Origin of the sequence: Nocardia sp. CA-135398, assembly GCF_050955845.1 — a bacterium.
In the GTDB taxonomy this organism is placed as follows: domain Bacteria; phylum Actinomycetota; class Actinomycetes; order Mycobacteriales; family Mycobacteriaceae; genus Nocardia.
The window spans coordinates 3,493,859-3,515,325 of the sequence record NZ_CP192084.1; the positions used below are offsets into that span (position 1 = coordinate 3,493,859).

A 21,467-nucleotide genomic window follows, 5' to 3' on the forward strand; every position below is an offset into this window, starting at 1 on the left:
CTGCCGGGCAAGGGATTCCGTGTGCCAACGGCCGTGCCGGTGCACGGCCGTCGGCGTAGGGCTACGGCAGTAGGACGATAGAGCCGGTTGTCTTGCGGCCCTCCAGATCGCGGTGCGCCTGCTCGGCTTCGGCCAGCGGATATGTGGCGCCGACCCGAACGTCCAGGGTGCCGTCGGCAATCGCGTCGAGGATATCGGTTGCGCGCCAGAGCAATTCGGCGCGGTCGCGGGTGTAGTGCACCAGCGTGGGGCGGGTGACGAAGAGCGAGCCCGCCGGGTTGAGGCGCTGCAGATCGAAGGGCGGCACCGGGCCGCTGGCCGCGCCGAAGAGGGCCAACACGCCGCGTACCCGCAACGAGGCGAGACTGGCCTCGAAGGTGGCCGCGCCGACACCGTCGTAGACGGCGGCGACGCCGACGCCCTCGGTGAGTGCGCGAACCTGCTCGGCGAGATCATCGGTGTAGCGCAGTACCTCACTCGCGCCCGCCTCGCGGGACAGTTTCTCCTTCGCGTCCGAGGAGACAGTGGTGATCACGCGGACACCACGTGCGACGGCGAGCTGGGTGAGCAAAAGGCCGACGCCGCCCGCGCCCGCGTGCACCAGCACGGTCTCGCCGGGTTCGGGCTTGTAGATCGATTCGATCAGGTAGTGCGCGGTCATACCCTGCAGCAGTGCCGAGGCGGCGACCGGTGCGTCGACACCATCGGGCACCTTGACCGCGACCGCCGCCGGTACGGCGACCCGCTGGGCATAGCTGCCGGACGCGGCCGCCCAGGCGACCCGGTCGCCGACGGCGAATTCGGTCACATTCGGGCCGACCTCGGCCACCACGCCGGTGCCCTCGGCGCCGGGAACGTAGGGGACCGCCTGCGGGTAGCTGCCGGAACGGATATAGGTGTCGATGAAGTTGATGCCGATCGCCTCGGTGTCGACCAGCAGCTGATCCGGACCGATCCGCGGATCCGGCACCTCGACGTAGTTCAGGACTTCGGGACCGCCGTGCTCGGAAACCTGAATAGCGCGCATGAGATCCGTTCTACACCCACGCGGGCTGGACCCGAACGTACCGGTCAGTAAACTAGCCGCCATGAGTGTTGAAGCCGCCGCCCCAGTAAAGCTGTCGGGTTCCCTGGTGGATTCGGTCAAGGGATTCGTCGCCGAGCACGGCGGCTCCGCCACCGCCGTGCTGCAGCCGATCGGCCGCGCGGGTGTGCGCGTCACCCTGATCGGCTCCGACGGTGTCCTCGGTGACCGCGTGGTCGATGATCTGGCGACCGCGAAGGAGTTGGTCGAAACCGTCGACGGTCTCACCGAGGCCGATGAATGGGACCGCGAGCTGATTTCGGTGGTCACCCCGCGCAAGGGACACTGGGCCAAGATGGCCGGTTGGGTTGCCCGGCAGACCCGTTTTCCCAAGGCGCGCAACGAGAACTGAGCCGTTCAGGCTCGCGTGGTCGCGCTGTCCGATTCGCGAGTCTCAGGTGGGACGACGCGCAGGACCAGCCGCAGTACCGGGCCCGCGAAGATGCCCGCGAGCCGGGTGAAGGGCCAGATGCCGAGGATCAGCAGCAGGATCATGCCGCGCGCCTGGTAGATGAGCGGGGCATGCTGCATGGCCTCGGGATACGGATCGATAGTGCACAGCGAGCGGAACCAGGCGAAAAGCGTTTCGCCGGTTCGATATTCGCGTGCCACCGTGGTCGGGTCGTATTCGATGATCACCCCGGACAGCAGCGCGGCGGTCAACGCGGGGAAGGTGATGCGGTCGAACGGAGTGATCACCGGACGCGACGGACCCGCGATCAGATCCGGTAGGAACAGCAACACCGCCCCGACGGTGGCCGCGGCGACACCACCGATCTGCACGATCGTGGTGACCACGTGCAGCGCACCGGCGGGACGGGCGTGCGGTTCGGCGGTGATCACCTTGATCAGGCGGGTGAGGACTATGAGGCAGACGCCGAACCGGAATGCCCTCGATCCGAACCGCTGGCTGCGGTCCATCTCCGGAGAGCGGGAATAGCTGCGGAAACCGTCGCGCCGGTAGCGCCACACATGACCGAGCACGAACGACCCGAACGCGCAGTAGGGCAGCGCAATCCACAACAGCGATGTCACGGCGAGTTCGCTTCCCCTTGCCGACGATCGGACGTATCACGTTCGCAGAGACATCGAATGTCGAACAAGGGACCAACGGCCCTTACCGAGGGGTACTTCGGGACTCGCGGTCCGACAGGGCGACGATGGCGCGGCGGAGGAGATCGGTGCGGTCGGTGATCCGGTCGCCGGCCATCGGGATCAGCTCAGCGCTTTGACAATCTCCGCGGCGAGTGGTGCCGACGATGCGGGGTTCTGTCCGGTGTAGAGATTGCGATCGACCTCGATATGTGGGGCCCACGGCTCGCCCTCGCGGAAATCGACGCCGAGCTCGACCAGCCGATCCTGCAGCAGCCACTTGGCCTTATCCGCGAATCCGGCTTGTGTCTCTTCGGCATTGGTGAATCCGGTGACCCGGTAGCCGACGAACGGGGAATCGCCGTCGATGGCGGTCGCGAGCAGCGCGGCGGGCGCGTGGCAGACGACGCCGAGTGGTTTGCCCGAGGCCAGCGCGGCATTGAGCAGTATAGCGGAGTCGGTATTCACCGACAGATCTTCCATCGGGCCGTGTCCGCCCGGGTAGTAGACGGCGTCGTAGTCGGCCAGGTCGACATCCTCGAGCCGGAGCGGGCTGCGCAATTCCGCCGCGTCGGCCAGGGTTCGGGCGATCTGCGCGGCACCGTCCGCGCCGCCGTTGACCTCGGCCGCGAGACTGCCCTGGTCGACGGTCGGTACGACACCGCCGGGAGTGGCGACCACGATCTCGTGACCCGCCGCCTTGATGGCCTTATACGGTGCCACCAGTTCTTCGGCCCAGTAGCCGGTCGGGTGTTTGGTGCCATCGGCGAGCGTCCAGTAGTCGACGCCGGTCATGACGAAAAGAACCTTCGACATCGTGTGCCTCCTGATCGGGGAATGGGGCGACGTGCTGACGTGCCGCATCCAGAGTGTCAGTCCGTCGCGATGTCGACGTTAGGCATCCGTTCATCGAAGCACCAATAGGATCGCCAATAAGAGACATCAGAATATTGATGGGTCTCCGGTTCCAGGTCTGGACGGCATCCAGATCGTAAAGTAGGGAACGATGAACGCGGATAAAGCGAGTGAGCTGGCGGCTCGGCGGGTCGGTGCCGCGCATGCCGACGCGCAGCAGCGTGTCGCGCTCGCCGAGAGCTTCTATCCACCGGAGCTCCGCGCCTACCGTCGGGCCGAAATCGCCTTTCTGCAGTGGGAACTCGCCCGCGGCGTGCTGCACGCCGATACCGGCAGCCCGTGGTGGCGGGCCATCAACGACCGCCTACTACACGACAAACTGGAGGCGGCGCTGCTGCACCGTGCCGGTACGCGCGATGCGTCGACACCCGGTGCCCGGCTGTGGCTCGAATTCCTTACCGCCGCTTCGCCCGCGGCGTGGTATCGGGCGCACAATCGCAGCATCGTCGCAGGTTATCTGGAACATCAGGAGCTGGCCGCGGCCGAGTTGCCCGCCGAACGGTTGATGATCAATGTGACGCTGATGCGGGTGCTGTTCACCCACGTGCTGGTGGCGCGGCCGACGCTCGCGCTCGGCCGGCTCGGGGCACTCGGCGGCTGGTCGGCAGATCCGCGCCGCAGCTCGGTTCGGCTGTTTCTCGACCTGCGCAACGTCTTTCCCGAGGTGTATCCGCTGGCGAATATGTCCGTCGGTGCCGTGCTCGCGCTGGAGGGACGCGTGGCACGGACGCTCGATTACGGTCTGATCGTGCCGAAATTGGAGCAGATATATGCCTTCGCGGCGGAGCAATTGGAAGAGCCGATGATCGTCGGGCTCGTCGAGAACGGTGATCCGTGCTACGCGGGGCTGCGGCTCGAACGCGGGCAGCTGGCGTCGGATGCGTTGATTCGAACGCTCGCGCGGGTCACTCGGCCACGGTTCGCATAGCCGGGTCGTTGATGCGTGTCAATAATCCCCGCGCACAATGTTTTTCGGCAACTCACCGGCAGCGAATCGGACGACCTCCGTCGCGACGACGGCATAGGCGCGTTCGAGACTGCCGCGGCTGCTGCCCGCGACATGCGGGGTCAGCAGCAGGCCCGGCGCCGTCCAGAGTGGATGGTCGGGCGGTAGGGGCTCGGGGTCGGTGACATCAAGGGCCGCGCGTAATCGCCCCGAAACCAGTTCGGCCAGTAGCGCTTCGGTCCGCACGATCGGCCCGCGCGCGACATTCATCAGCACCGCGCCGTCGGCCATCTTCGCCAGGAATTCGGCATCGACCATGCCGATGGTCTGATCGGTCACCGGAACCATCAGCACCACGACATCGAATTCGCCGAGCAGCCACGGTAATTCGTCGACGCCGTGCACACCGTCACGTGCGGTCGTGCCGACCAGCGTCAGCGTCGCGTCGAAAGCTTCGACTCTGCGGCGCAATTCGATAGCGAGATCACCCGCGCCGATGCCGAGGATCCGTTTACTCGCCAACGTATCCGTCCGATGTTGATACCAGCAATGCTCGCGCCGCAAATCGGCGAACTCCGTCAGCTCGCGATAGATCGTGAGCAGCGCCGCGACCACCCACTCCGCGGAACTGCCACCATGCGCACCCCGCGCATTCGACAGCAGCACCCCATCCGGCAGCTGACCGATCCACCGTTCGGCGCCCGCCGTCAGCATCTGCACCAACCGCAACTTCGGCAGCCCGGCCAGATCGATCGACTCGGGCCGACCCAGAAACGCCGGAACCAACACCTCCGCCAACTCCGCCGCCGCGGGCAGCGCCTCGCCGGGCGTATACCGAACCGGCCGTATCCCATCGAGCCGAGCCAATACCTCGACCCCATAATCATCAGGTACAAGCACAGTCAGCGGCATGCCTGCCAGATTAGCCGCGCCCCCACCGAACTGCATCCCATCATCGGATCATTCACCGACGCCGCTGGCGAAATGAGCCAACGCCCCGAGTATCGCGCCGCGCACGGCCGGGCTGCCGGTTTGCCCGGAATCTGCGATGACCCCGCAGCCCGGCACTCGGCCGGGCCTGCGTCAATTGCCGCGCGCAACAAGACCATCGAGCCAGGCGGCATTGTCGAAGTAGTGCGAGGCGTCCGCGCTGATCCGGCTCGATATCCGGGAATGGTTGTGGCGCTTCGGTACTCGACGCCGATGGTGCCATGGGAACGGCGGGCCGGGCGGGCTATGTCAACTGTTCGGTGGAGCTGGGGATCGGGGCCGAGACGTGTTCGCGGGTGCGGAGGGAGGCCCAGAGGGCGGCGGTGGCGGCGGTGCAGGCTGCGGCGCCGCCTACGTGGGTGGCGACCAGGGCGGCGGGGACGTCGGTGAAGTACTGGACTACGCCGACCAGGGACTGGGCGCAGACCAAGCCGAGCAGGACGAAGAGGCGGGTGCGAACGGCGGGGGTGATGCCGACGGCGAAGAGGCCGAAGGCCAAGCCGATGAGCAGTGCGAGATAGCCGACCAACAGTTGTGAGTGCAGGTGGACCAGGGTGACGATCTCGACCTGGAGGCGTTCGACCGGTCGTTCGATGCTCTTGTCGCCCGCGTGCGGTCCGGCGCCGGTGACCAGCGTGCCCGCGATGAGGACACCGGCCAGCGCGACACCGCTCAGCCCGGTCAGCCAGCGCAGCGGCGCGGGCGCCTGGATCGCTTCGATCCCGTCATCGGGTTCGCCGACCTTCGCGAACATGACCACCGCGACCCACACCATCAGCATCGACGCGAGCAGATGCACCGAGACCGTCCACCAGAGCAGACCGGTGCGCACGGTGATGCCGCCGATGATCGCCTGCAGCACCGTGCCGCCCGGCATCAGCCACGCATACACCAGCACCTCGCGACGGCGGCGGGCGCGGGTGACGGCGAGCACGATGAGCGCCGCGCACAGTGTCACCGCGAAGGTCAGCATGCGATTGCTGAACTCGACGGTCTGATGCAGCACCGGTACCTCGGCCACTCCGGTCGGAGTGAAGCTGCCCGGGAAGCACTGCGGCCACGTCGGGCACCCGAGTCCGGAGGCCGTGACCCGCACGATCGCACCGGTGATGGCGATGCCCGCCTGGGAGACGATGACCGCGACGGCGATCAGTCGCTGCACCCGCAACGAGGGCAGCGGGAGCAGATCGACGAGCCGCAGGAATGCGCGATACAGCACCCAACGATCGTAGCGGGGCCCCTCCGACGACCCACATCCGGTCTACTACATCCCGTCGTTGCCGCCGCTCGAGATCAGGTGGACACTATGGCGGCATCGGTCGAGAAGCCCCCCGCTACCACTTCCAGCTGATCTCGAGCAGCTCAGTCGAAGCGGAAGAAGCGGGTGGCGAGGAATCCGGAGATGCCGCCCCATGCGGCGAGCACGGCGATGCCGAACCAGTCGATGCTGGTGCGCATGGCGTCTTCCAGCGTGACCGCCAGCGCTCCGGATGGAATCAACCGCACGAGCACATTCACCGCCGAGGGCAGATCGTCGGATGCGAAAACGATGCTCGCGATACCGAGCATGACGAACCAGAGGATATTCGCCAGCGCGAGCACGATCTCCGCCTTGAGCGTGCCGCCGAGCAGCAGCCCCATGGCCGCGAAAGTGGCTGTGCCGAGCGCGATCACCAGCGCACCGAGCCCGAGCCCGGCGAGTTCCGGTCGCCAGCCGAGCGCGAATCCGATGGCCCCCAACAGAATTGCCTGCAACACCACCACGATCAGTACGGCGGCGCTCTTGCCTGCCACAATGCCCCAGCGCGGGAGTGGGGTAGCGCCGAGACGCTTGAGCGCACCGTATCGCCGGTCGAATCCGACCGCGATGGCCTGTCCGGTAAAGGCGGTCGACATGACCGCGACCATCATGACCGCGGGCACGATTTTGTCGACCCGGTCCGAACCGAGGTCCCCGAACGGCAACAGGCTGAGCCCGACCAGCAGAGTGATCGGAATGAACATGGTGAGCAGCAGCTGTTCGCCGTTGCGCAGCAACAGGATCAGCTCGAGCCGGGTCTGTGCGGTCATCATGGCGAGGCGGCCGCTCGGACGCGGATCGGGAGTGAAAGTGCCTGGCGCGAAGCGGTTCCCGGCGAGCTCTGGCTGATTCATCCGCGTAGGTCCCGTCCGGTGAGTTCCAGGAAGACGTCCTCGAGGCGACGCTGATCGATCCGGATATCGGTCGCCAGCACATTCTGCTGCGCACACCACGCGGTCACCGTCGCCAGCACCTGCGGATCGATCTCACCCTCGACCAGATACTGTCCTGGCGTCGTCTCACGCGGCGAGAAGCCCTCCGGCAGAGCGGTTTTCAATAGCCGCAGATCGAGTTTCGGTGGGGCAGTGAAGCGCAGCTGCCCGGCCGCGCCGTGTGCGGTCACCTCGGCGGGCGTCCCAGAGGCGACGATCCGTCCGTGATCGATGATGACCAGCTGGTCGGCCAGTTGTTCGGCCTCGTCCATCATGTGCGTGGTGAGCAGCACCGTGACACCGTCGCGGCGCAGCGCGTCGATCAGCTCCCACACGATGAGCCGGGCCTGCGCGTCCAGGCCCGCGGTCGGTTCGTCGAGGAAGACGATCTCCGGCTTCCCGACCAGCGCACAGGCCAGGGCGAGCCGCTGCTGCTGACCGCCGGACAACCGTCGGTACGGTGTGCGCCGGTTGTCCTGCAAGCCAAGGGTTTTCAGCAACCACTCGGGATCGAGCGGATCGGCGGAGTAGGCGGCGACCAGGTCGAGCATCTCGCCCGCGCGCGCACCCGGGTACGCGCCGCCGCCTTGCAGCATGACGCCGATGCGCGGGCGCAACCGGTCCGAGTCGGCGATCGGATCGAGTCCGAGCACGCGGACCGAACCGGCATCCGGGGTTTTGAACCCCTCGCACATTTCGACGGTCGTGGTTTTTCCCGCACCATTGGGTCCGAGCAGGGCCAGCACCTGTGCCTGCTCGACGGCGAAGCTGATCCCGTCGACGGCGGTGGTCTCCCCGTAACGTTTGACGACGCCGTCGATACAGACGGCGGGTTCCGAGGCTGCGGTCACCATCGCGCCTCGGTGCTCGGCTCCGTCGCGTCCAAGGGTGCTGTGCCCATTGTTCGCTCGCTTCGCTCCCTCACGGTGTCACACCGTAAGCCGTGGACGGATGTGACCCGGACGACACCCCTGCCTCGTCACCGCTGTGGTCCGGACGGACCGGCCGCGGTGGGCGCCGTGTCGGCGCCGAGCTGGTGCAGCCGCCACGGCAGCGACTTGCGGGTGGCCAGGATCATCAGGGTGCAAGTGAGAACGGTGATGCACGCCGCATATATAAGGACGAAGGGCGGGATTTCGCTGCCCGACGGCATGAGCATGACGCTGATCGCCGCGGACGCGATCGTCGCGGGCACTCGGAAGGCGGGTCGGCTGGCCCATGCCGCCAGCGGGACGATGCCCCAGAGCAGATACCAGGGCTGCACCACTGGAAACAGCAGGACCACAGCGCCGAAGGCGACGCCGAGTGCACCGACCGGATGCAGTCGCCCCCGCCAGGTGGCCACCATGAGCCGCACCACGACCAGGGAGGCCGCGGCCGCAGCGATCGGCCGGGTGATGCTCAACAGTGCGGTGGTGTGGTCGCCCAATCCCAACAGCACGCCGCCGAATCCGGTGGCGACACCGAGCGCGGTGGGCAGCGACATCCAGCTGCGCACCGAATTGGCCATGGTCAGAGTGTCTATCCAGCCGAAGCCGAGACCGCTGCCCAGGCATACCGCGAGTATGACGGTGCCGGTGACACCACCGAGGAATAGCGCGGCTCTGAGCACCGCTCGCCAATCGCCGCCCCATTTTCGACTCAAAGCCATCCACACGAATGCCAGTGCCAGCATCGATGGAATCTTGACCATGGCGGACAGCGCTATCAGGGTGGTTCCCGATAAAAGCAGCACGAGTGCGTGCCCACGCATCGGACCGATATTGCTCAGCGCCGCCAGGCAATACTCCAACCCGACCAGCATCAGGCCGAGCATCATGGCCTCATTGTGCACACCGGATACCAGGTGGAATATCACCAATGGGTTCACGGCGCCGAGCCACAATGCGGCCACGGGCGATACTCGACACCGCTGTGCCAGTCGGGGCAATGCCCACACGATGCAGGCCACGCCGAGCAGCGCCAGCATGCGGTGCAGCAGCACCCCGGCGAGCATATTGTCGCCGACGATTTCGGCGATGCCCTTCCCGAGCCAAATCGAGAGTGGGCCGTATGGAGCGGGCGAATTCTGCCAGATATTAGGGACGCTGCGCGTCAGAATGTGGTCCTGGCCGAGCCCTTGTACCGGGCCGACGTCGTACGGATCGAGTCCACTCGCCGCGATCTCACCCTGGGCCAGATAGGAATAGACATCCTGACTGAACATCGGTGGGGCGACCGAGAGCGGGATGATCCACAACAGCAGTGTGCGGTCCAGTTGTGATCTGCTGATGCGGCGAACGCGGTTGGACTGCAAGCCGAGTGCGAATCGGCCGAGCAGCAGCCAGGCCAGCATCACGATGACCGTGCCGACCATGGTCGTCGCCAGCCCCGAATTGTGCACCCGTGCGGGCAGCCCGAGAATCGCCTTGCCGTAGGTCGGATTCTGCAGCGTGGGTTGGGCGCCGAGGCCGAGCGCGCCGATGGCCATCATGACCGAACCGGTCGCACCCAACAGCCGGACGCGACGCAGTTGCGTGGTCTCCTGCGGGTTGAGTTCGGCGGCTTCGGGTTCGTTGATGTGCAGGGTGTCGCCGACGGTGTGGTCGGGTGCGACATCCAGGCCGATGATCCGACGCCCCAGCGAAACGGCGGTGCGGATCGGCGCGGTCCGGCGCAGGCGAATCAGGGTGCCCGAGGTGGTCGACCGGCTGGGTTCGACACCTGGTTCGCCGTGTTCGCCTGACATCACGCGGCCAGCGTAGCCGATACCACCGGCGTATCCGGTGGCCCGCGAAACCGAGCAGAATCGGAGGCATGGTTTCGGAGTCGAGGCGGCGAATCGAGGTGGCGGCGGCCGGGTTGCTCGCGCGGCACGGGTATCACGGATTCGGGTTGAAGTCGTTGAGCGAGGCGGCCGGTCTGCCGTACGGGTCGATCTATCACCACTTTCCGGGCGGGAAGGAGGAGATCGCGGTCGCGGCGATCACCGGGACCGGTGTGGTGTCGGGGCGGTTGATCGCTCAGGCGCCGACCGATGTCTTCGCGACGACCACGACCATGTTCGAGTTCATGGCGGCAAAACTGGCCGGTTCGGATTGGACCGACGGCTGTCCAGTCGGCACGCCCGCGCTGGACGGCGGTAGCGATGTGGAGGCGGTACGTAATGCCTGCGTGGCCGCCTTCGACTTGATGGAGCGCGCGTTCACCGAATTGCTCATCGAAGTGGGGCTGGCCGCGGAGCAGGCGCGGGATCTGTCGACCGCGGTGGTCGCCGCATACGAAGGCGCGACGATCCTGTCCCGGGTCCGTCGTTCGGACGCGCCGCTGCGCACCGTGGCGGTGGCAATGGAGCGTCTCATCGAACTCACACTCGCCGAGGCAGGCATCTCGAATGTGCCGGGTGCCGAAAATGTTCCGGAAGTGGCTGGCGCACAGGATGATCAGGCCGGAACATCTTGACTAGAAAGAACGTTCTAGCGACACTCGGACAATGAAGCGATTGATGCTGTCCGGACCCGGTGAACTGCATTGGGAAGAAGTCCGCGAACCCGAGCTCACCGGCGCGGACCAGGCCCTTGTCCGTCCGGTGGCTCTTGCCACCTGCGATATCGACCCGGCCGTACTGCGCGGGGCCTTCCCGCTGCCCGGCCCGTATCCGTTCGGGCACGAAGGGGTCGCCGAGGTGGTTGCGGTCGGGGAGGAGGTGCGCACGGTCGCGGTCGGCGATCACGTGATCGTGCCGTTCCAGATCTCCTGTGGCAGCTGCGGGCCCTGCCTGCGCGGGCGAACCGGCAACTGCGCGAGTCACCCGCCGCTGTCCACCTTCGGGCTCGGCGCGCTCGGCGGACTGAACTGGGGCGGGTTGTGGGCGGAGCTGGCGCTGATCCCGCATGCCGACGCGATGCTCGTGCGGTTGCCGGCTGGTGTCGACCCGGTCGCCGTGGCCAGCGCCAGCGACAATATCCCGGACGCATACCGTTCCGTCGCACCGCAATTGGCCGACAATCCGGCGGCGGAAGTCCTGGTGATCGGTGGCCCTGCGGCTCCGTCCATCGGTCTCTATGCGGCTGGTCTCGCGGTCGCGCTCGGCTCCGCGCGTGCGGTTTACCTCGACACCGATCCGGCCCGGCTGGAAATCGCGCGCAAGCTCGGCGCGGAAGCGATCGAGGCCGAACATGACGCTCGCGTCGGTCGATTCCCGATCACGGTCGAGGCGGCCGGTGGCGCCGAGGCGCTGCGCGCCGCCATCGGCGCGACCGCCTTCGACGGCTGGTGCACCAGCGTGAGCGTCCAGTTGACCGATGTCGCGCTGCCTGTCTTCCAGATGTATTCGCGGTGCTGCACCTTCCATACCGGCCGCGCGCACGCGCGTCCGGCTATCCCGGCCGTACTGGATCTGGTGGCCGCCGGTCGTTTCGATCCGTCGCTTGTCACCACGGTCACCACCGATTGGGATGACGCGGTCGAAGCGCTGCTCACGACCCCGATGAAGCTGGTCGCGGTGCGCTGATCGAATTTCGGTACCGATGTGTGGCCTAAATCGCATTCGCAATTCTGCCGGGTGCGCGGCCCAGGGATCGCGCGAGACCCGCAGGTGGCGAACGTGTTGTATCCGAACGCCGCCCGAAAAGGCTCCGGTGCAGGTCATCGGGCCGGTCGAGTCAGGGCACCCTTATTAGATTCCGGGAACTAATTCCGTCACACTGGTGTTGTGAAAACCGTGGGTTTGCCGCACGACGAGGATCGAGGGGCCGGTCACCGTACCGGTGCCGGGTCTGTTGCCGCGCCCGCACCCCTGGTCACGGGCGGTGAAGGACATACTCGCGCCGCCGTGGTCCAGTTGCTGCTCGAAGAGGGCCCGATCACCGCGACCGCGATCGGCACCAAGCTCGGCTTGACGCCGGCCGGTGTCCGTCGGCACCTGGACGCGCTGATCGAATCCGGTCAGGCGCGGGCCAGTCGCTCGGCGCCGTGGCAGCAGAAGGGTCGCGGCCGCCCCGCCAAGCAATATCAACTGACGGCCGTGGGTCGGGGACGGCTCGGCCACGCCTATGACGATCTGGCCGGTGCTGCCATTCGCCAGCTCGGTGAGGTCGGCGGCGAGCAGGCGATTGCCGATTTCGCGCGCAAGCGGGCGCGGACCATTGTCGAAGGCATCGAACCGGTCGCCGAGCACACCGCCGAGTCCACCACCGCCAAGGCGGACGAGATCGCCGAGGCCTTCACCGACGCAGGATTCGCCGCGTCCACCCGCAAGGTCGGCGCTGGCGTGCAGATCTGCCAGCACCACTGCCCGGTGGCGCACGTCGCTGAGGAATTCCCGCAGTTGTGCCAGGCCGAACTCGATGCTTTCCGGGACCTGCTCGGAACCCACGTCCAGCGACTTGCGACGATCGCGAACGGCGATTGCGCGTGCACGACCCATGTGCCGCTGTTCGTTCTTCCTATCACCGATAACGCTTCCCATAAAGCCGCTGCACAGCCCGCAGCGGATCGTACGAACGACTCCGGAAGGAGTGCCGAATGACGACGACCACCGACCAGGTGCAACCGCTCACTCAGGAAGAGACCATTGCTTCCCTGGGCAAATACGGTTACGGCTGGGCCGATTCGGATGTGGCCGGTGCCAGTGCGCAACGAGGCCTGTCCGAGGCTGTCGTCCGCGACATCTCGGCCAAGAAGAACGAGTCCGAGTGGATGCTCGAGCACCGGCTCAAGGCGCTGCGCATCTTCGATCGCAAGCCGATGCCGAATTGGGGCTCCAATCTCGACGGCATCGACTTCGACAACATCAAGTACTTCGTGCGCTCCAGCGAGAAGCAGGCCGAGAGCTGGGAAGACCTGCCCGAGGACATCAAGAACACCTACGACAAGCTCGGCATCCCGGAAGCGGAGAAGCAGCGCCTGGTCGCCGGTGTCGCCGCGCAGTACGAGTCGGAGGTCGTCTACCACTCGATCCGCGAGGACCTCGAGAAGCAGGGCGTCATCTTCCTCGACACCGATACCGGTCTGCGCGAGCACCCGGAGATCTTCGAGCAGTACTTCGGCACGGTCATCCCGGCCGGTGACAACAAGTTCTCCGCGCTGAATACCGCCGTGTGGTCGGGTGGTTCGTTCATCTACGTGCCGCCGGGCGTGCACGTCGACATTCCGCTGCAGGCCTACTTCCGGATCAACACCGAGAATATGGGCCAGTTCGAGCGGACCCTGATCATCGTCGACGAGGGCGCCTACGTGCACTACGTCGAGGGCTGCACCGCACCGATCTACAAGTCCGATTCGCTGCACTCCGCAGTGGTCGAGATCATCGTGAAGAAGGGCGGCCGCTGCCGCTACACCACCATCCAGAACTGGTCGAACAACGTCTACAACCTGGTCACCAAGCGGGCCAAGGCCGAGGCGGGCGCGACCATGGAGTGGATCGACGGCAATATCGGCTCCAAGGTCACCATGAAGTACCCGGCGGTCTGGATGACCGGTGAGTACGCCAAGGGCGAGGTGCTCTCGGTCGCTTTCGCGGGTGAGGGCCAGCACCAGGACACTGGCGCGAAGATGCTGCACCTGGCGCCGCACACCTCATCCACCATCGTGTCGAAGTCGGTGGCGCGCGGTGGCGGCCGGGCCTCCTACCGCGGTCTGGTCCAGGTCAACAAGGGGGCGCACGGTTCCAAGTCGACCGTGAAATGTGATGCGCTGCTCGTCGATACGATCAGCCGCTCCGACACCTACCCCTACGTCGACATCCGGGAGGACGACGTGACCATGGGCCACGAGGCCACGGTCTCGAAGGTGTCCGAGGACCAGCTGTTCTACCTGATGAGCCGCGGCCTGACCGAGGACGAGGCGATGGCGATGGTGGTGCGCGGCTTCGTCGAGCCGATCGCCAAGGAACTCCCGATGGAATACGCATTGGAACTGAACCGGCTCATCGAGCTGCAGATGGAAGGGGCCGTTGGCTGATGGCGACTGGTGTAATTGGAGCGGTCGAGGGCGAGAATCCCACGGCCAAGCCGATTCAGAACCCGGGCGCAGGGGCCGCGACCAACAAGGGGGAGGTCTTCACCTCCTACGACGTGAACGCCTTCGAGGTGCCTTCGGGCAAGGACGAGGCGTGGCGGTTCACCCCGCTGCGTCGACTGCGCGGTCTGCACGACGGCACCGCGGTCCGCGACGCCAAGGCCACTGTCGAGGTCTCCTCGGTCGCCGGTGTGGACGTGGAGACGGTGGCGCGCACCGACTCTCGTCTCGGCGTGGCCGGTGTGCCGTCGGATCGTGTTGCCGCCCAGGCATACTCGGGCTTCGAGTCGGCGACGGTCGTATCGGTCGGTTCGGAGATCGAGGTCGCCGAGCCGGTGGTCGTGACGGTCACCGGTCCCGGCGAGGGGAAGACCGCCTACGGGCACCTGCAGATTCGCCTCGGCAATTTCGCCGTCGCAACGGTGGTCATCGACCAGCGTGGCAGCGGAACCTACGCCGAGAATGTCGAATTCGTGCTCGGTGACAGTGCGAAACTGACCGTTGTCGCGGTCCAGGACTGGGCCGACGACGCCGTGAACACCACCGCGCACCACGCCAAGCTCGGTCGCGACGCGACCCTGCGGCATATCGCGGTGACACTGGGCGGCGATCTGGTGCGCCTCACCGCGAACGTTCGCTACGACGGTCCCGGTGGCGACGCCGAGCTGCTCGGCCTCTACTTCGCCGACGCCGGTCAGCACTTCGAGCAGCGCCTGCTCGTCGACCACGCGGTGCCACACTGCAAGTCGAATGTGCTGTACAAGGGTGCGTTGCAGGGCGATCCGCATTCGCCCAAGGGCGATGCCCGCACGGTGTGGGTCGGTGACGTGCTGATCCGCGCCGCCGCCGAGGGCACCGACACCTTCGAGGTGAACCGCAATCTGGTGCTCACCGACGGCGCGCGCGCCGATTCGGTGCCGAACCTGGAGATCGAGACCGGCGAGATCGTCGGCGCCGGGCACGCCTCCGCGACGGGTCGTTTCGACGATGAGCAGCTTTTCTACTTGCGCGCTCGCGGTATCCCGGAGGATGCGGCCCGCCGTCTGGTGGTGCGCGGCTTCTTCCACGAAATCATCCAGAAGATCGCGGTCCCCGAGATCCGGGAGCGGCTGGAGGCGGCCATCGAGGCCGAACTCGCCGCGATCGGCGTCTGACCGACCGAAACCTACTCCCCACAAAGGAACTCGAATTCGATGACCACCCTGGAAATCAAGGACCTGCACGTCGAGGTCGCCAACCCGGACGAGTCCGGCGAGCCCATCAAGATCCTCAAGGGCGTGAACCTCACCATCAAATCCGGTGAGACGCACGCGATCATGGGCCCGAACGGTTCCGGCAAGTCGACGCTGTCGTACGCCATCGCCGGGCACCCGAAGTACACGGTGACGTCCGGTTCGATCACCCTCGACGGCGAGGATGTGCTCGCGATGTCGGTCGACGAGCGGGCGCGTGCCGGTCTGTTCCTGGCCATGCAGTACCCCGTCGAGGTTCCCGGTGTCTCGATGTCGAACTTCCTGCGCACCGCGGCCACCGCGGTCCGCGGCGAGGCCCCCAAGCTGCGCACCTGGGTCAAGGAGGTGAAGGAGTCGATGAGCGAGCTGGAAATCGACGCCGCCTTCGCCGACCGCAGTGTGAACGAGGGTTTCTCCGGTGGTGAGAAGAAGCGCCACGAGATCCTGCAGCTGGGTCTGCTCAAGCCGAAGATCGCCATCCTGGACGAGACCGACTCCGGCCTGGACGTCGACGCACTGCGCATCGTCTCCGAGGGCGTCAACCGCTACAAGGAGCGCGAGAACGGTGGCGTGCTGCTGATTACGCACTACACCCGCATCCTGCGCTACATCCAGCCCGAATTCGTGCACGTCTTCGTCGGCGGCCGCATTGTCGCCGAGGGCGGCGCCGAGCTGGCTGAAGAACTCGACGCCAATGGCTACGTTCGCTTCACTCAGACCGCTACCGCTGGAGCCTGATATGACCGCCACGGTCCGCACCCTCGACGTCGCCCGCATCCGGGCCGACTTCCCGATCCTGAACCGTACGGTTCGGGACGGGAAGCCGTTGGTGTACCTGGACTCCGGCGCGACCTCGCAGCGTCCGCTCGCGGTGCTCGACGCGGAACGTGCATTCCTCACCGAGCGCAATTCGGCCGTGCACCGCGGTGCGCACCAGCTGGCCGAGGAGGCCACCGACGCGTATGAGGGCGCACGCGCCGATATCGGCCGGTTCGTCGGCGTGGACGCGGACGAGATCGTCTTCACCAAGAATGCGACCGAATCGCTGAACCTGGTGACCTACGCGTTCTTCGATGATCGCTTCCCGTACCGCGTCGGTCCGGGCGACGAGATCGTCATCACCGAGCTCGAGCACCACGCGAATCTCGTGCCCTGGCAGGAGCTCGCGCGCCGGACTGGTGCGACCCTGAAGTGGTACGGCATCACCGACGACGGCCGGATCGATCTCGATTCGCTCGAATTGTCGCCTGCCACCAAGGTCGTCGCGTTCACGCATCAGTCGAATGTGACCGGTGCGGTCAGCGACGTCGCCGAATTGGTGCGCCGGGCAAAGGAAGTCGGCGCGCTCACCGTGCTGGATGCCTGCCAGTCGGTGCCGCATATGCCGGTGAACTTCCGTGAGCTCGGCGTCGATTTCGCGGCGTTCTCCGGACACAAGATGCTCGGCCCGTCCGGTGTCGGCGTGCTCTACGGGCGGCGCGCGCTGCTCGAGGAGACCCCGCCGTTCATTACCGGCGGTTCGATGATCGAGACCGTCACCATGGAGGCCAGCACCTACGCGCCGCCGCCGCAGCGTTTCGAGGCCGGTGTGCCGATGACCTCGCAGGTGGTCGGATTGGGCGCGGCCGTGCGGTATCTCGAACAGATCGGCATGGAAGCCGTTGCGGCACACGAGCACACGCTCACCGGTGCGGCGCTGGATGGACTCGCGGCGATCGCGGGCGTGCGGATCGTCGGACCGACCGAGAATATCGATCGGGGCGGCGCGGTGTCGTTCGTGGTCGAGGGCATCCATGCCCATGACGTCGGGCAGATTCTCGACGACGAGGGTGTGGCCGTGCGAGTCGGTCACCACTGCGCCTGGCCGCTGATGCGTCGTCTCGGCGTGCCTGCCACCGCCCGTGCGTCTTTCGCGGTTTACAACACTCTCGACGAGGTAGACCAGCTGGTAGCCGCGGTGCGGAAGGCCCAGAGCTTCTTCGGAGTTGCATAAGACATGCGCATGGAGCAGATGTACCAGGAAGTGATCCTGGATCACTACAAGCACCCGCATCACCGCGGGCTGCGGGAGCCGTTCGGTGCCGAGGTGCACCACGTCAACCCGACCTGCGGTGACGAGGTGACCTTGCGCGTCCAACTCGACGACAACGGTGATGTCGCCGATGTGTCCTATGACGGTCAGGGCTGTTCGATCAGTCAGGCCGCTACCTCGATCCTCACCGATCAGGTGATCGGGTTGCCGGTGCAGCAGGCGCTGAAGGTGGTCGACTCGTACAACGAGATGATCTCCAGCCGCGGCACCGTCGAGGGCGACGAGGACATGATCGGCGACGGTATCGCGCTGAGCGGAGTGTCCAAATACCCGGCGCGGGTCAAATGCGCACTGCTCGGCTGGCTGGCATTCAAGGACGCGGTGATCCGGATAACCTCCGTGCAAGAGGCCAAGCGGACCATGAGCAGCGATATCTCCACGAATGGAAAAACGTCATGAGTGAGACACCGGCCACCGAAACGACCGAGCAGGTCGAACTTTCGGCCGAGGACATCAAGCAGCTCGAGGATATCGAGGAGGCGATGCGCGACGTCGTCGATCCCGAACTCGGCATCAATGTCGTCGACCTCGGTCTGGTCTACGGCATGAGCGTCGACCAGGACAATATCGCCACCCTCGATATGACCCTCACCTCGGCGGCCTGCCCGCTGACCGATGTCATCGAGGACCAATCTCGCAACGCCCTGGTCCGCTCCGGCCTGGTCGAAGACCTCAAGATCAACTGGGTCTGGATGCCACCGTGGGGGCCGGACAAGATCACCGAGGACGGTCGCGAACAGCTGCGCGCCTTGGGCTTCACGGTCTAGCACCGCGAATGCCGATGCGGCGGTGAGCCCGTCGCGCACACGAGCCACGCCCTGAGAACAGTGCGTGGCTCGCGTCGATCAGCACTGCTGTTGGAATGGGAAGCACCGCACCGCAGGTGATTGGGTCGGGGCTGGTAGTTGCGGCAGCACAGCAGGCTCGGTACTCGATTCCGGGCTTGGCTCGACCACAGCGGATTTCGGGTGCATACCTTCGGAGACAAGTAACCAGATCGTGGCGACTATTACCCCGATCACCACTGCCGTCGCGAGCAGTTGCGGCAGGCCCGCGATGAGCTTCGACCCCGTGGCGAGCACGGTAGCGACACAGGTGCGCAGCACGGACGCCAGCCGAGGAGTCGACCGTCGAGGTGTAGCCGGGGCGGCGGGAGCACTGTTCGGGCGCAACGATCGCAGAGGTCGCGGCTCGGTCCTCGGCGGCGGTTCCCACCCGACCGCCGACGAATGCGGTGGCTCTGGCTCCGACACCGGCTGCGCCCCGACCATCGGCGCGGGTGCCGGTGCTGTCGACATCGGCTGCGGCTCGATGTCCGACCGAGACCCCGACCCGGTCTCGGTCCAACGCTGCGGCTCTGCCACCGATCGAGGTGCCTGCTCGGCCGACGCCCGAGGCTCATTCTCGGAGGCCGCGGTCGCGACCAGAATCGGTGGGGTCGGTTTCGGCAACCAGTTGCGCAGGCGCTGCTCTCGCTGCGGTCGACCGCGGCGGTCGAGGTCACGGCGAGACGCAGGCACTTCCGACAACCCGTCGGACTCGATCCACGACGACCATCGGTCGGTGAATGCCGACGTCAGCTGCGGAGTCGACGGAGCCGGTATCGCGGCCGGATGGTCAACTGGCTGCGGCTCCAGCGGGACGTATACCTGAACCCGCGGCTCCACATCGGTCCCGACTTGGGGCAGCGATACGCTTTCGGACGGCTCTTCGTCGATGTCGGGCGGGAGCCATGGCGGGTATGGGATTCTGGACGGTGACTTGTCCGACGACATGCGAGCGTCCTCGGGAAGTTCGACGGCACCGAGCGCGGACGCCGCAACCAGCACCTTTGATGCGGGGCGCTCAGCTCGTCTGGTTTGTGACGGAAATCCCTCGGCCACAAGCTCTTCGATGGTTACCACATGCGAAAGGCCGAGCTCGCCGAGCAGTTCGTATGTCTGCTCAGCGGTCCAGATCAGCTTCCGGTTCGCCGTTCGAAGGAACCAGGCCCGCAACTCCGTCGCCGAGCCGAGGACCGCGGTACCGCTGGGCTTTCGCGATTCGATGTCCGGTGTCCCGGTCCCTTCACCGGGCGGCACGACCACGACCAGCCGGTCGACGAAGGCGTCCGGGTGCTGTCTGCGCACCAGCTGGCTCAGGTCGAATGGATCATTGTCGGGCAGCGGAACCGGGTCCGCATCGATGTCCTGCGCTTCGATCACGACCACAGCGCGTGGTGTGATGACCACCACGTCCGTGTGCGCGTCACCTGGGTCGTCGTAGTGTCGGTCGGGTATGGGATACCCCGAAACGGCAAGCCCCACAATGACGTATTGGCCGTTCCAAGTGCGTATCCATTCGAGGACGTACTGTTCGGCCCCTTGCGTATCCCGTTCGTTGACAACCAGCATCGAGGTCACCCTCCATCTCGCCTGCACAGTCGACCCCACAACGGTATTCGTCGCAGACCGTGCGCGAGAATGCGAAAGGCACTCAAAGAGCAGGGTTTTGGCGACAAAAGGTGTCACTGTTGCGGCGCGTCGGCAGGAGTGTCGGAGGCGGGGCGGTCTCGGCCGGGGGGCGCTGGCCTACGGGTGTTCAGCTCTGGTGATACAAAGATTTGGACAATTCGGATCGAAACGGCCAGGATTTCGAGCCGAAGCTATTTTCGGAACTGGGGAGCGCAACACATGTCACTATCGTCCAAGGCTGCCATGGGTCTGGTGGCCGCGTCCGCGGGTGCGTTCGTCGCGGGCGGGGCCGGTGCCGCACAGGCGGACGAGGGTCTTTACGGCTCGCTGGCGATTTCGGTCTCATCGCGCGGCGATGCGACCCTCGGATGGGCGTACAACTACTCGAACTGGGCGGATTCGGATCGCGCCGCCGTGCAGCAGTGCGGGCTGTCCAGTTGCCATGTCATCGTGCAGTTCGCCAATGCGTGCGCGGCCGTCGCCCGCAATGGCGATGATCACTTGGGCTGGGCGTGGGCGCCGACCCGGGCCGAGGCCGAGCAGCAGGCGATCGCCAACGCCGGGCCGACCGCACCGCCGCCGCTGCTGAACTTCGGCAGCTCGGTGCCGCACGAACCGCGCATCGTCGATTCGCAGTGCACCGCGAACGCGAGCTGACGAACAACCGAATGCGCTCTCGACACGATCCGCGTCGAGAGCGCACTCGGTTGTGGCCGCGCCGAGGGATCAGCGGCGCAGCACCTTGCGGGCAATGATATTGCCCAGGAACTGAATCCCCTGCACGCCGACGATAATGATCAACGTGGCGACCAGGGTGACCTGCCAATCGAAGCGCTGATATCCATAGACCAGCGCGAAATCACCGAGCCCACCGCCGCCGACCGTGCCCGCCATGGCGGACATATCGACGATGGCGATCACCACGAAGGTGTAGCCGAGCACCAAGGGGCCCAACGCTTCCGGGATCAGTAGCGTCAGAATGATCCGCAACGGACCGGCGCCGACCGCCCTGGCCGCCTCGATCACGCCCGGATCCACCGTGATCAGATTCTGCTCCACAATGCGGGCGATGCCGAAGGATGCCGCCACGATCATGACGAAGGCCGCGGCCTCCGTGCCGATCGTCGTCCCGACCACTTCGAGGGTGACCGGACCGAGCGCCGCCAGCAGGATGATGAACGGAATCGGCCGGACCACATTCACCAACACATTGAGCAGCACATTGATCGGCGCATTCGCCAGCAGTCCACCCTTGCGCGTGGTGTACAGAGCGGTGCCGAGGAACAGCCCGATCAATCCCCCGACCACGAAGGTGAGCAGCACCAGGTAGATGGTGGTGCCGATGGCCTCGGTCAGTACCGGCCGGAGTTTGTCCCAATCCGTGTGCACGAGTTCCCCTTTCAGCCGACGCAGATCGTTTCGAGCGACCTGC

At 66.0% G+C, this 21,467-nt stretch carries 22 protein-coding genes; 12 read left to right on the forward strand and 10 right to left on the reverse strand.

Going from position 1 to position 21,467, the window contains the following annotated elements; genetic code table 11:
* Nucleotides 1-61 precede the first annotated feature (61 nt).
* Nucleotides 62-1,027, reverse strand: coding sequence for a quinone oxidoreductase family protein (locus ACQP1T_RS15490; RefSeq protein WP_433760951.1), 966 nt, complete (start codon nucleotides 1,025-1,027; stop codon nucleotides 62-64).
* A gap of 61 nt (nucleotides 1,028-1,088) precedes the next feature.
* Between ACQP1T_RS15490 and ACQP1T_RS15495 the strand changes: the two genes are divergently transcribed.
* Nucleotides 1,089-1,436: a hypothetical protein gene (locus ACQP1T_RS15495; RefSeq protein WP_433760953.1), complete on the forward strand. Its 348-nt coding sequence runs from the start codon at nucleotides 1,089-1,091 to the stop codon at nucleotides 1,434-1,436.
* Nucleotides 1,437-1,441: 5 nt separating this feature from the next.
* Here the strand turns inward: ACQP1T_RS15495 and ACQP1T_RS15500 are convergent, their stop codons facing one another.
* Nucleotides 1,442-2,119: a respiratory nitrate reductase subunit gamma gene (locus ACQP1T_RS15500; protein WP_433760954.1), complete on the reverse strand. Its 678-nt coding sequence runs from the start codon at nucleotides 2,117-2,119 to the stop codon at nucleotides 1,442-1,444.
* Between the two features lie 180 nt (nucleotides 2,120-2,299).
* Nucleotides 2,300-2,992 carry a type 1 glutamine amidotransferase domain-containing protein gene (locus ACQP1T_RS15505; RefSeq protein ID WP_433760957.1) on the reverse strand — a complete coding sequence of 231 codons (693 nt, stop codon included), beginning with the start codon at nucleotides 2,990-2,992 and terminating at the stop codon, nucleotides 2,300-2,302.
* A gap of 190 nt (nucleotides 2,993-3,182) precedes the next feature.
* On the opposite strand from ACQP1T_RS15505, the gene ACQP1T_RS15510 reads away from it, so the two are divergent.
* Nucleotides 3,183-4,019, forward strand: coding sequence for a hypothetical protein (locus ACQP1T_RS15510; RefSeq protein ID WP_433760959.1), 837 nt, complete (start codon nucleotides 3,183-3,185; stop codon nucleotides 4,017-4,019).
* An 18-nt stretch (nucleotides 4,020-4,037) separates the two neighbouring features.
* Here the strand turns inward: ACQP1T_RS15510 and ACQP1T_RS15515 are convergent, their stop codons facing one another.
* The 5 genes from ACQP1T_RS15515 to mptB all read right to left on the reverse strand — a co-directional run bounded on the left by ACQP1T_RS15515 (nucleotide 4,038) and on the right by mptB (nucleotide 9,987).
* The gene (locus ACQP1T_RS15515) at nucleotides 4,038-4,949 is read right to left on the reverse strand and encodes a 2-hydroxyacid dehydrogenase (protein ID WP_433760960.1); all 912 of its coding nucleotides are present in this window, start codon (nucleotides 4,947-4,949) and stop codon (nucleotides 4,038-4,040) included.
* 322 nt (nucleotides 4,950-5,271) lie between these two features.
* Nucleotides 5,272-6,246 carry a COX15/CtaA family protein gene (locus ACQP1T_RS15520; protein ID WP_433760961.1) on the reverse strand — a complete coding sequence of 325 codons (975 nt, stop codon included), beginning with the start codon at nucleotides 6,244-6,246 and terminating at the stop codon, nucleotides 5,272-5,274.
* A 143-nt stretch (nucleotides 6,247-6,389) separates the two neighbouring features.
* Nucleotides 6,390-7,181 carry an ABC transporter permease gene (locus ACQP1T_RS15525; protein ID WP_433760963.1) on the reverse strand — a complete coding sequence of 264 codons (792 nt, stop codon included), beginning with the start codon at nucleotides 7,179-7,181 and terminating at the stop codon, nucleotides 6,390-6,392.
* On the reverse strand, nucleotides 7,178-8,113 hold the full coding sequence (locus tag ACQP1T_RS15530; RefSeq protein ID WP_433760965.1) for an ABC transporter ATP-binding protein: 936 nt from the start codon (nucleotides 8,111-8,113) through the stop codon (nucleotides 7,178-7,180). Before ACQP1T_RS15530 ends, ACQP1T_RS15525 begins: the two co-directional genes overlap by 4 nt.
* Before the next feature lie 125 nt (nucleotides 8,114-8,238).
* A complete protein-coding gene (mptB, locus tag ACQP1T_RS15535; RefSeq protein ID WP_433762213.1) occupies nucleotides 8,239-9,987 on the reverse strand; it encodes a polyprenol phosphomannose-dependent alpha 1,6 mannosyltransferase MptB in 1,749 nt (582 codons plus the stop codon).
* 68 nt (nucleotides 9,988-10,055) lie between these two features.
* Between mptB and ACQP1T_RS15540 the strand changes: the two genes are divergently transcribed.
* From ACQP1T_RS15540 to ACQP1T_RS15580, 9 genes are all read left to right on the forward strand, one after another.
* Nucleotides 10,056-10,700: a TetR/AcrR family transcriptional regulator gene (locus ACQP1T_RS15540; RefSeq protein ID WP_433760966.1), complete on the forward strand. Its 645-nt coding sequence runs from the start codon at nucleotides 10,056-10,058 to the stop codon at nucleotides 10,698-10,700.
* Between the two features lie 31 nt (nucleotides 10,701-10,731).
* A complete protein-coding gene (locus ACQP1T_RS15545; RefSeq protein WP_433760967.1) occupies nucleotides 10,732-11,751 on the forward strand; it encodes a zinc-dependent alcohol dehydrogenase in 1,020 nt (339 codons plus the stop codon).
* 285 nt (nucleotides 11,752-12,036) lie between these two features.
* Nucleotides 12,037-12,768, forward strand: coding sequence for a helix-turn-helix transcriptional regulator (locus ACQP1T_RS15550; protein ID WP_433762215.1), 732 nt, complete (start codon nucleotides 12,037-12,039; stop codon nucleotides 12,766-12,768).
* Nucleotides 12,765-14,201: a Fe-S cluster assembly protein SufB gene (sufB, locus tag ACQP1T_RS15555; RefSeq protein WP_433760969.1), complete on the forward strand. Its 1,437-nt coding sequence runs from the start codon at nucleotides 12,765-12,767 to the stop codon at nucleotides 14,199-14,201. The genes ACQP1T_RS15550 and sufB overlap by 4 nt, the downstream gene beginning before the upstream one ends.
* Nucleotides 14,201-15,412, forward strand: a complete 1,212-nt coding sequence (gene sufD, locus ACQP1T_RS15560; RefSeq protein WP_433760971.1) for a Fe-S cluster assembly protein SufD — start codon at nucleotides 14,201-14,203, stop codon at nucleotides 15,410-15,412. Before sufB ends, sufD begins: the two co-directional genes overlap by 1 nt.
* Nucleotides 15,413-15,451: 39 nt before the next feature.
* Entirely contained in the window at nucleotides 15,452-16,228 is a 777-nt protein-coding gene (gene sufC / locus ACQP1T_RS15565) for a Fe-S cluster assembly ATPase SufC (RefSeq protein WP_433760973.1), read from the forward strand.
* Between the two features lies 1 nt (nucleotide 16,229).
* Nucleotides 16,230-17,483: a cysteine desulfurase gene (locus ACQP1T_RS15570; RefSeq protein ID WP_433760974.1), complete on the forward strand. Its 1,254-nt coding sequence runs from the start codon at nucleotides 16,230-16,232 to the stop codon at nucleotides 17,481-17,483.
* Between the two features lie 3 nt (nucleotides 17,484-17,486).
* Nucleotides 17,487-17,981: a Fe-S cluster assembly sulfur transfer protein SufU gene (gene sufU, locus ACQP1T_RS15575; protein ID WP_433760975.1), complete on the forward strand. Its 495-nt coding sequence runs from the start codon at nucleotides 17,487-17,489 to the stop codon at nucleotides 17,979-17,981.
* Nucleotides 17,978-18,349: a metal-sulfur cluster assembly factor gene (locus ACQP1T_RS15580; protein WP_062991855.1), complete on the forward strand. Its 372-nt coding sequence runs from the start codon at nucleotides 17,978-17,980 to the stop codon at nucleotides 18,347-18,349. Before sufU ends, ACQP1T_RS15580 begins: the two co-directional genes overlap by 4 nt.
* Nucleotides 18,350-18,427: 78 nt before the next feature.
* On the opposite strand, the gene ACQP1T_RS15585 is transcribed toward ACQP1T_RS15580, so the two are convergent.
* Nucleotides 18,428-19,975 carry a hypothetical protein gene (locus tag ACQP1T_RS15585; protein WP_433760977.1) on the reverse strand — a complete coding sequence of 516 codons (1,548 nt, stop codon included), beginning with the start codon at nucleotides 19,973-19,975 and terminating at the stop codon, nucleotides 18,428-18,430.
* Between the two features lie 279 nt (nucleotides 19,976-20,254).
* On the opposite strand from ACQP1T_RS15585, the gene ACQP1T_RS15590 reads away from it, so the two are divergent.
* A complete protein-coding gene (locus ACQP1T_RS15590) occupies nucleotides 20,255-20,692 on the forward strand; it encodes a DUF4189 domain-containing protein (protein WP_433760979.1) in 438 nt (145 codons plus the stop codon).
* A gap of 69 nt (nucleotides 20,693-20,761) precedes the next feature.
* On the opposite strand, the gene ACQP1T_RS15595 is transcribed toward ACQP1T_RS15590, so the two are convergent.
* Nucleotides 20,762-21,424 (reverse strand): methionine ABC transporter permease, encoded by a 663-nt coding sequence (locus ACQP1T_RS15595; RefSeq protein WP_433760981.1) that lies wholly within the window; start codon nucleotides 21,422-21,424, stop codon nucleotides 20,762-20,764.
* Nucleotides 21,425-21,467 lie beyond the last annotated feature (43 nt).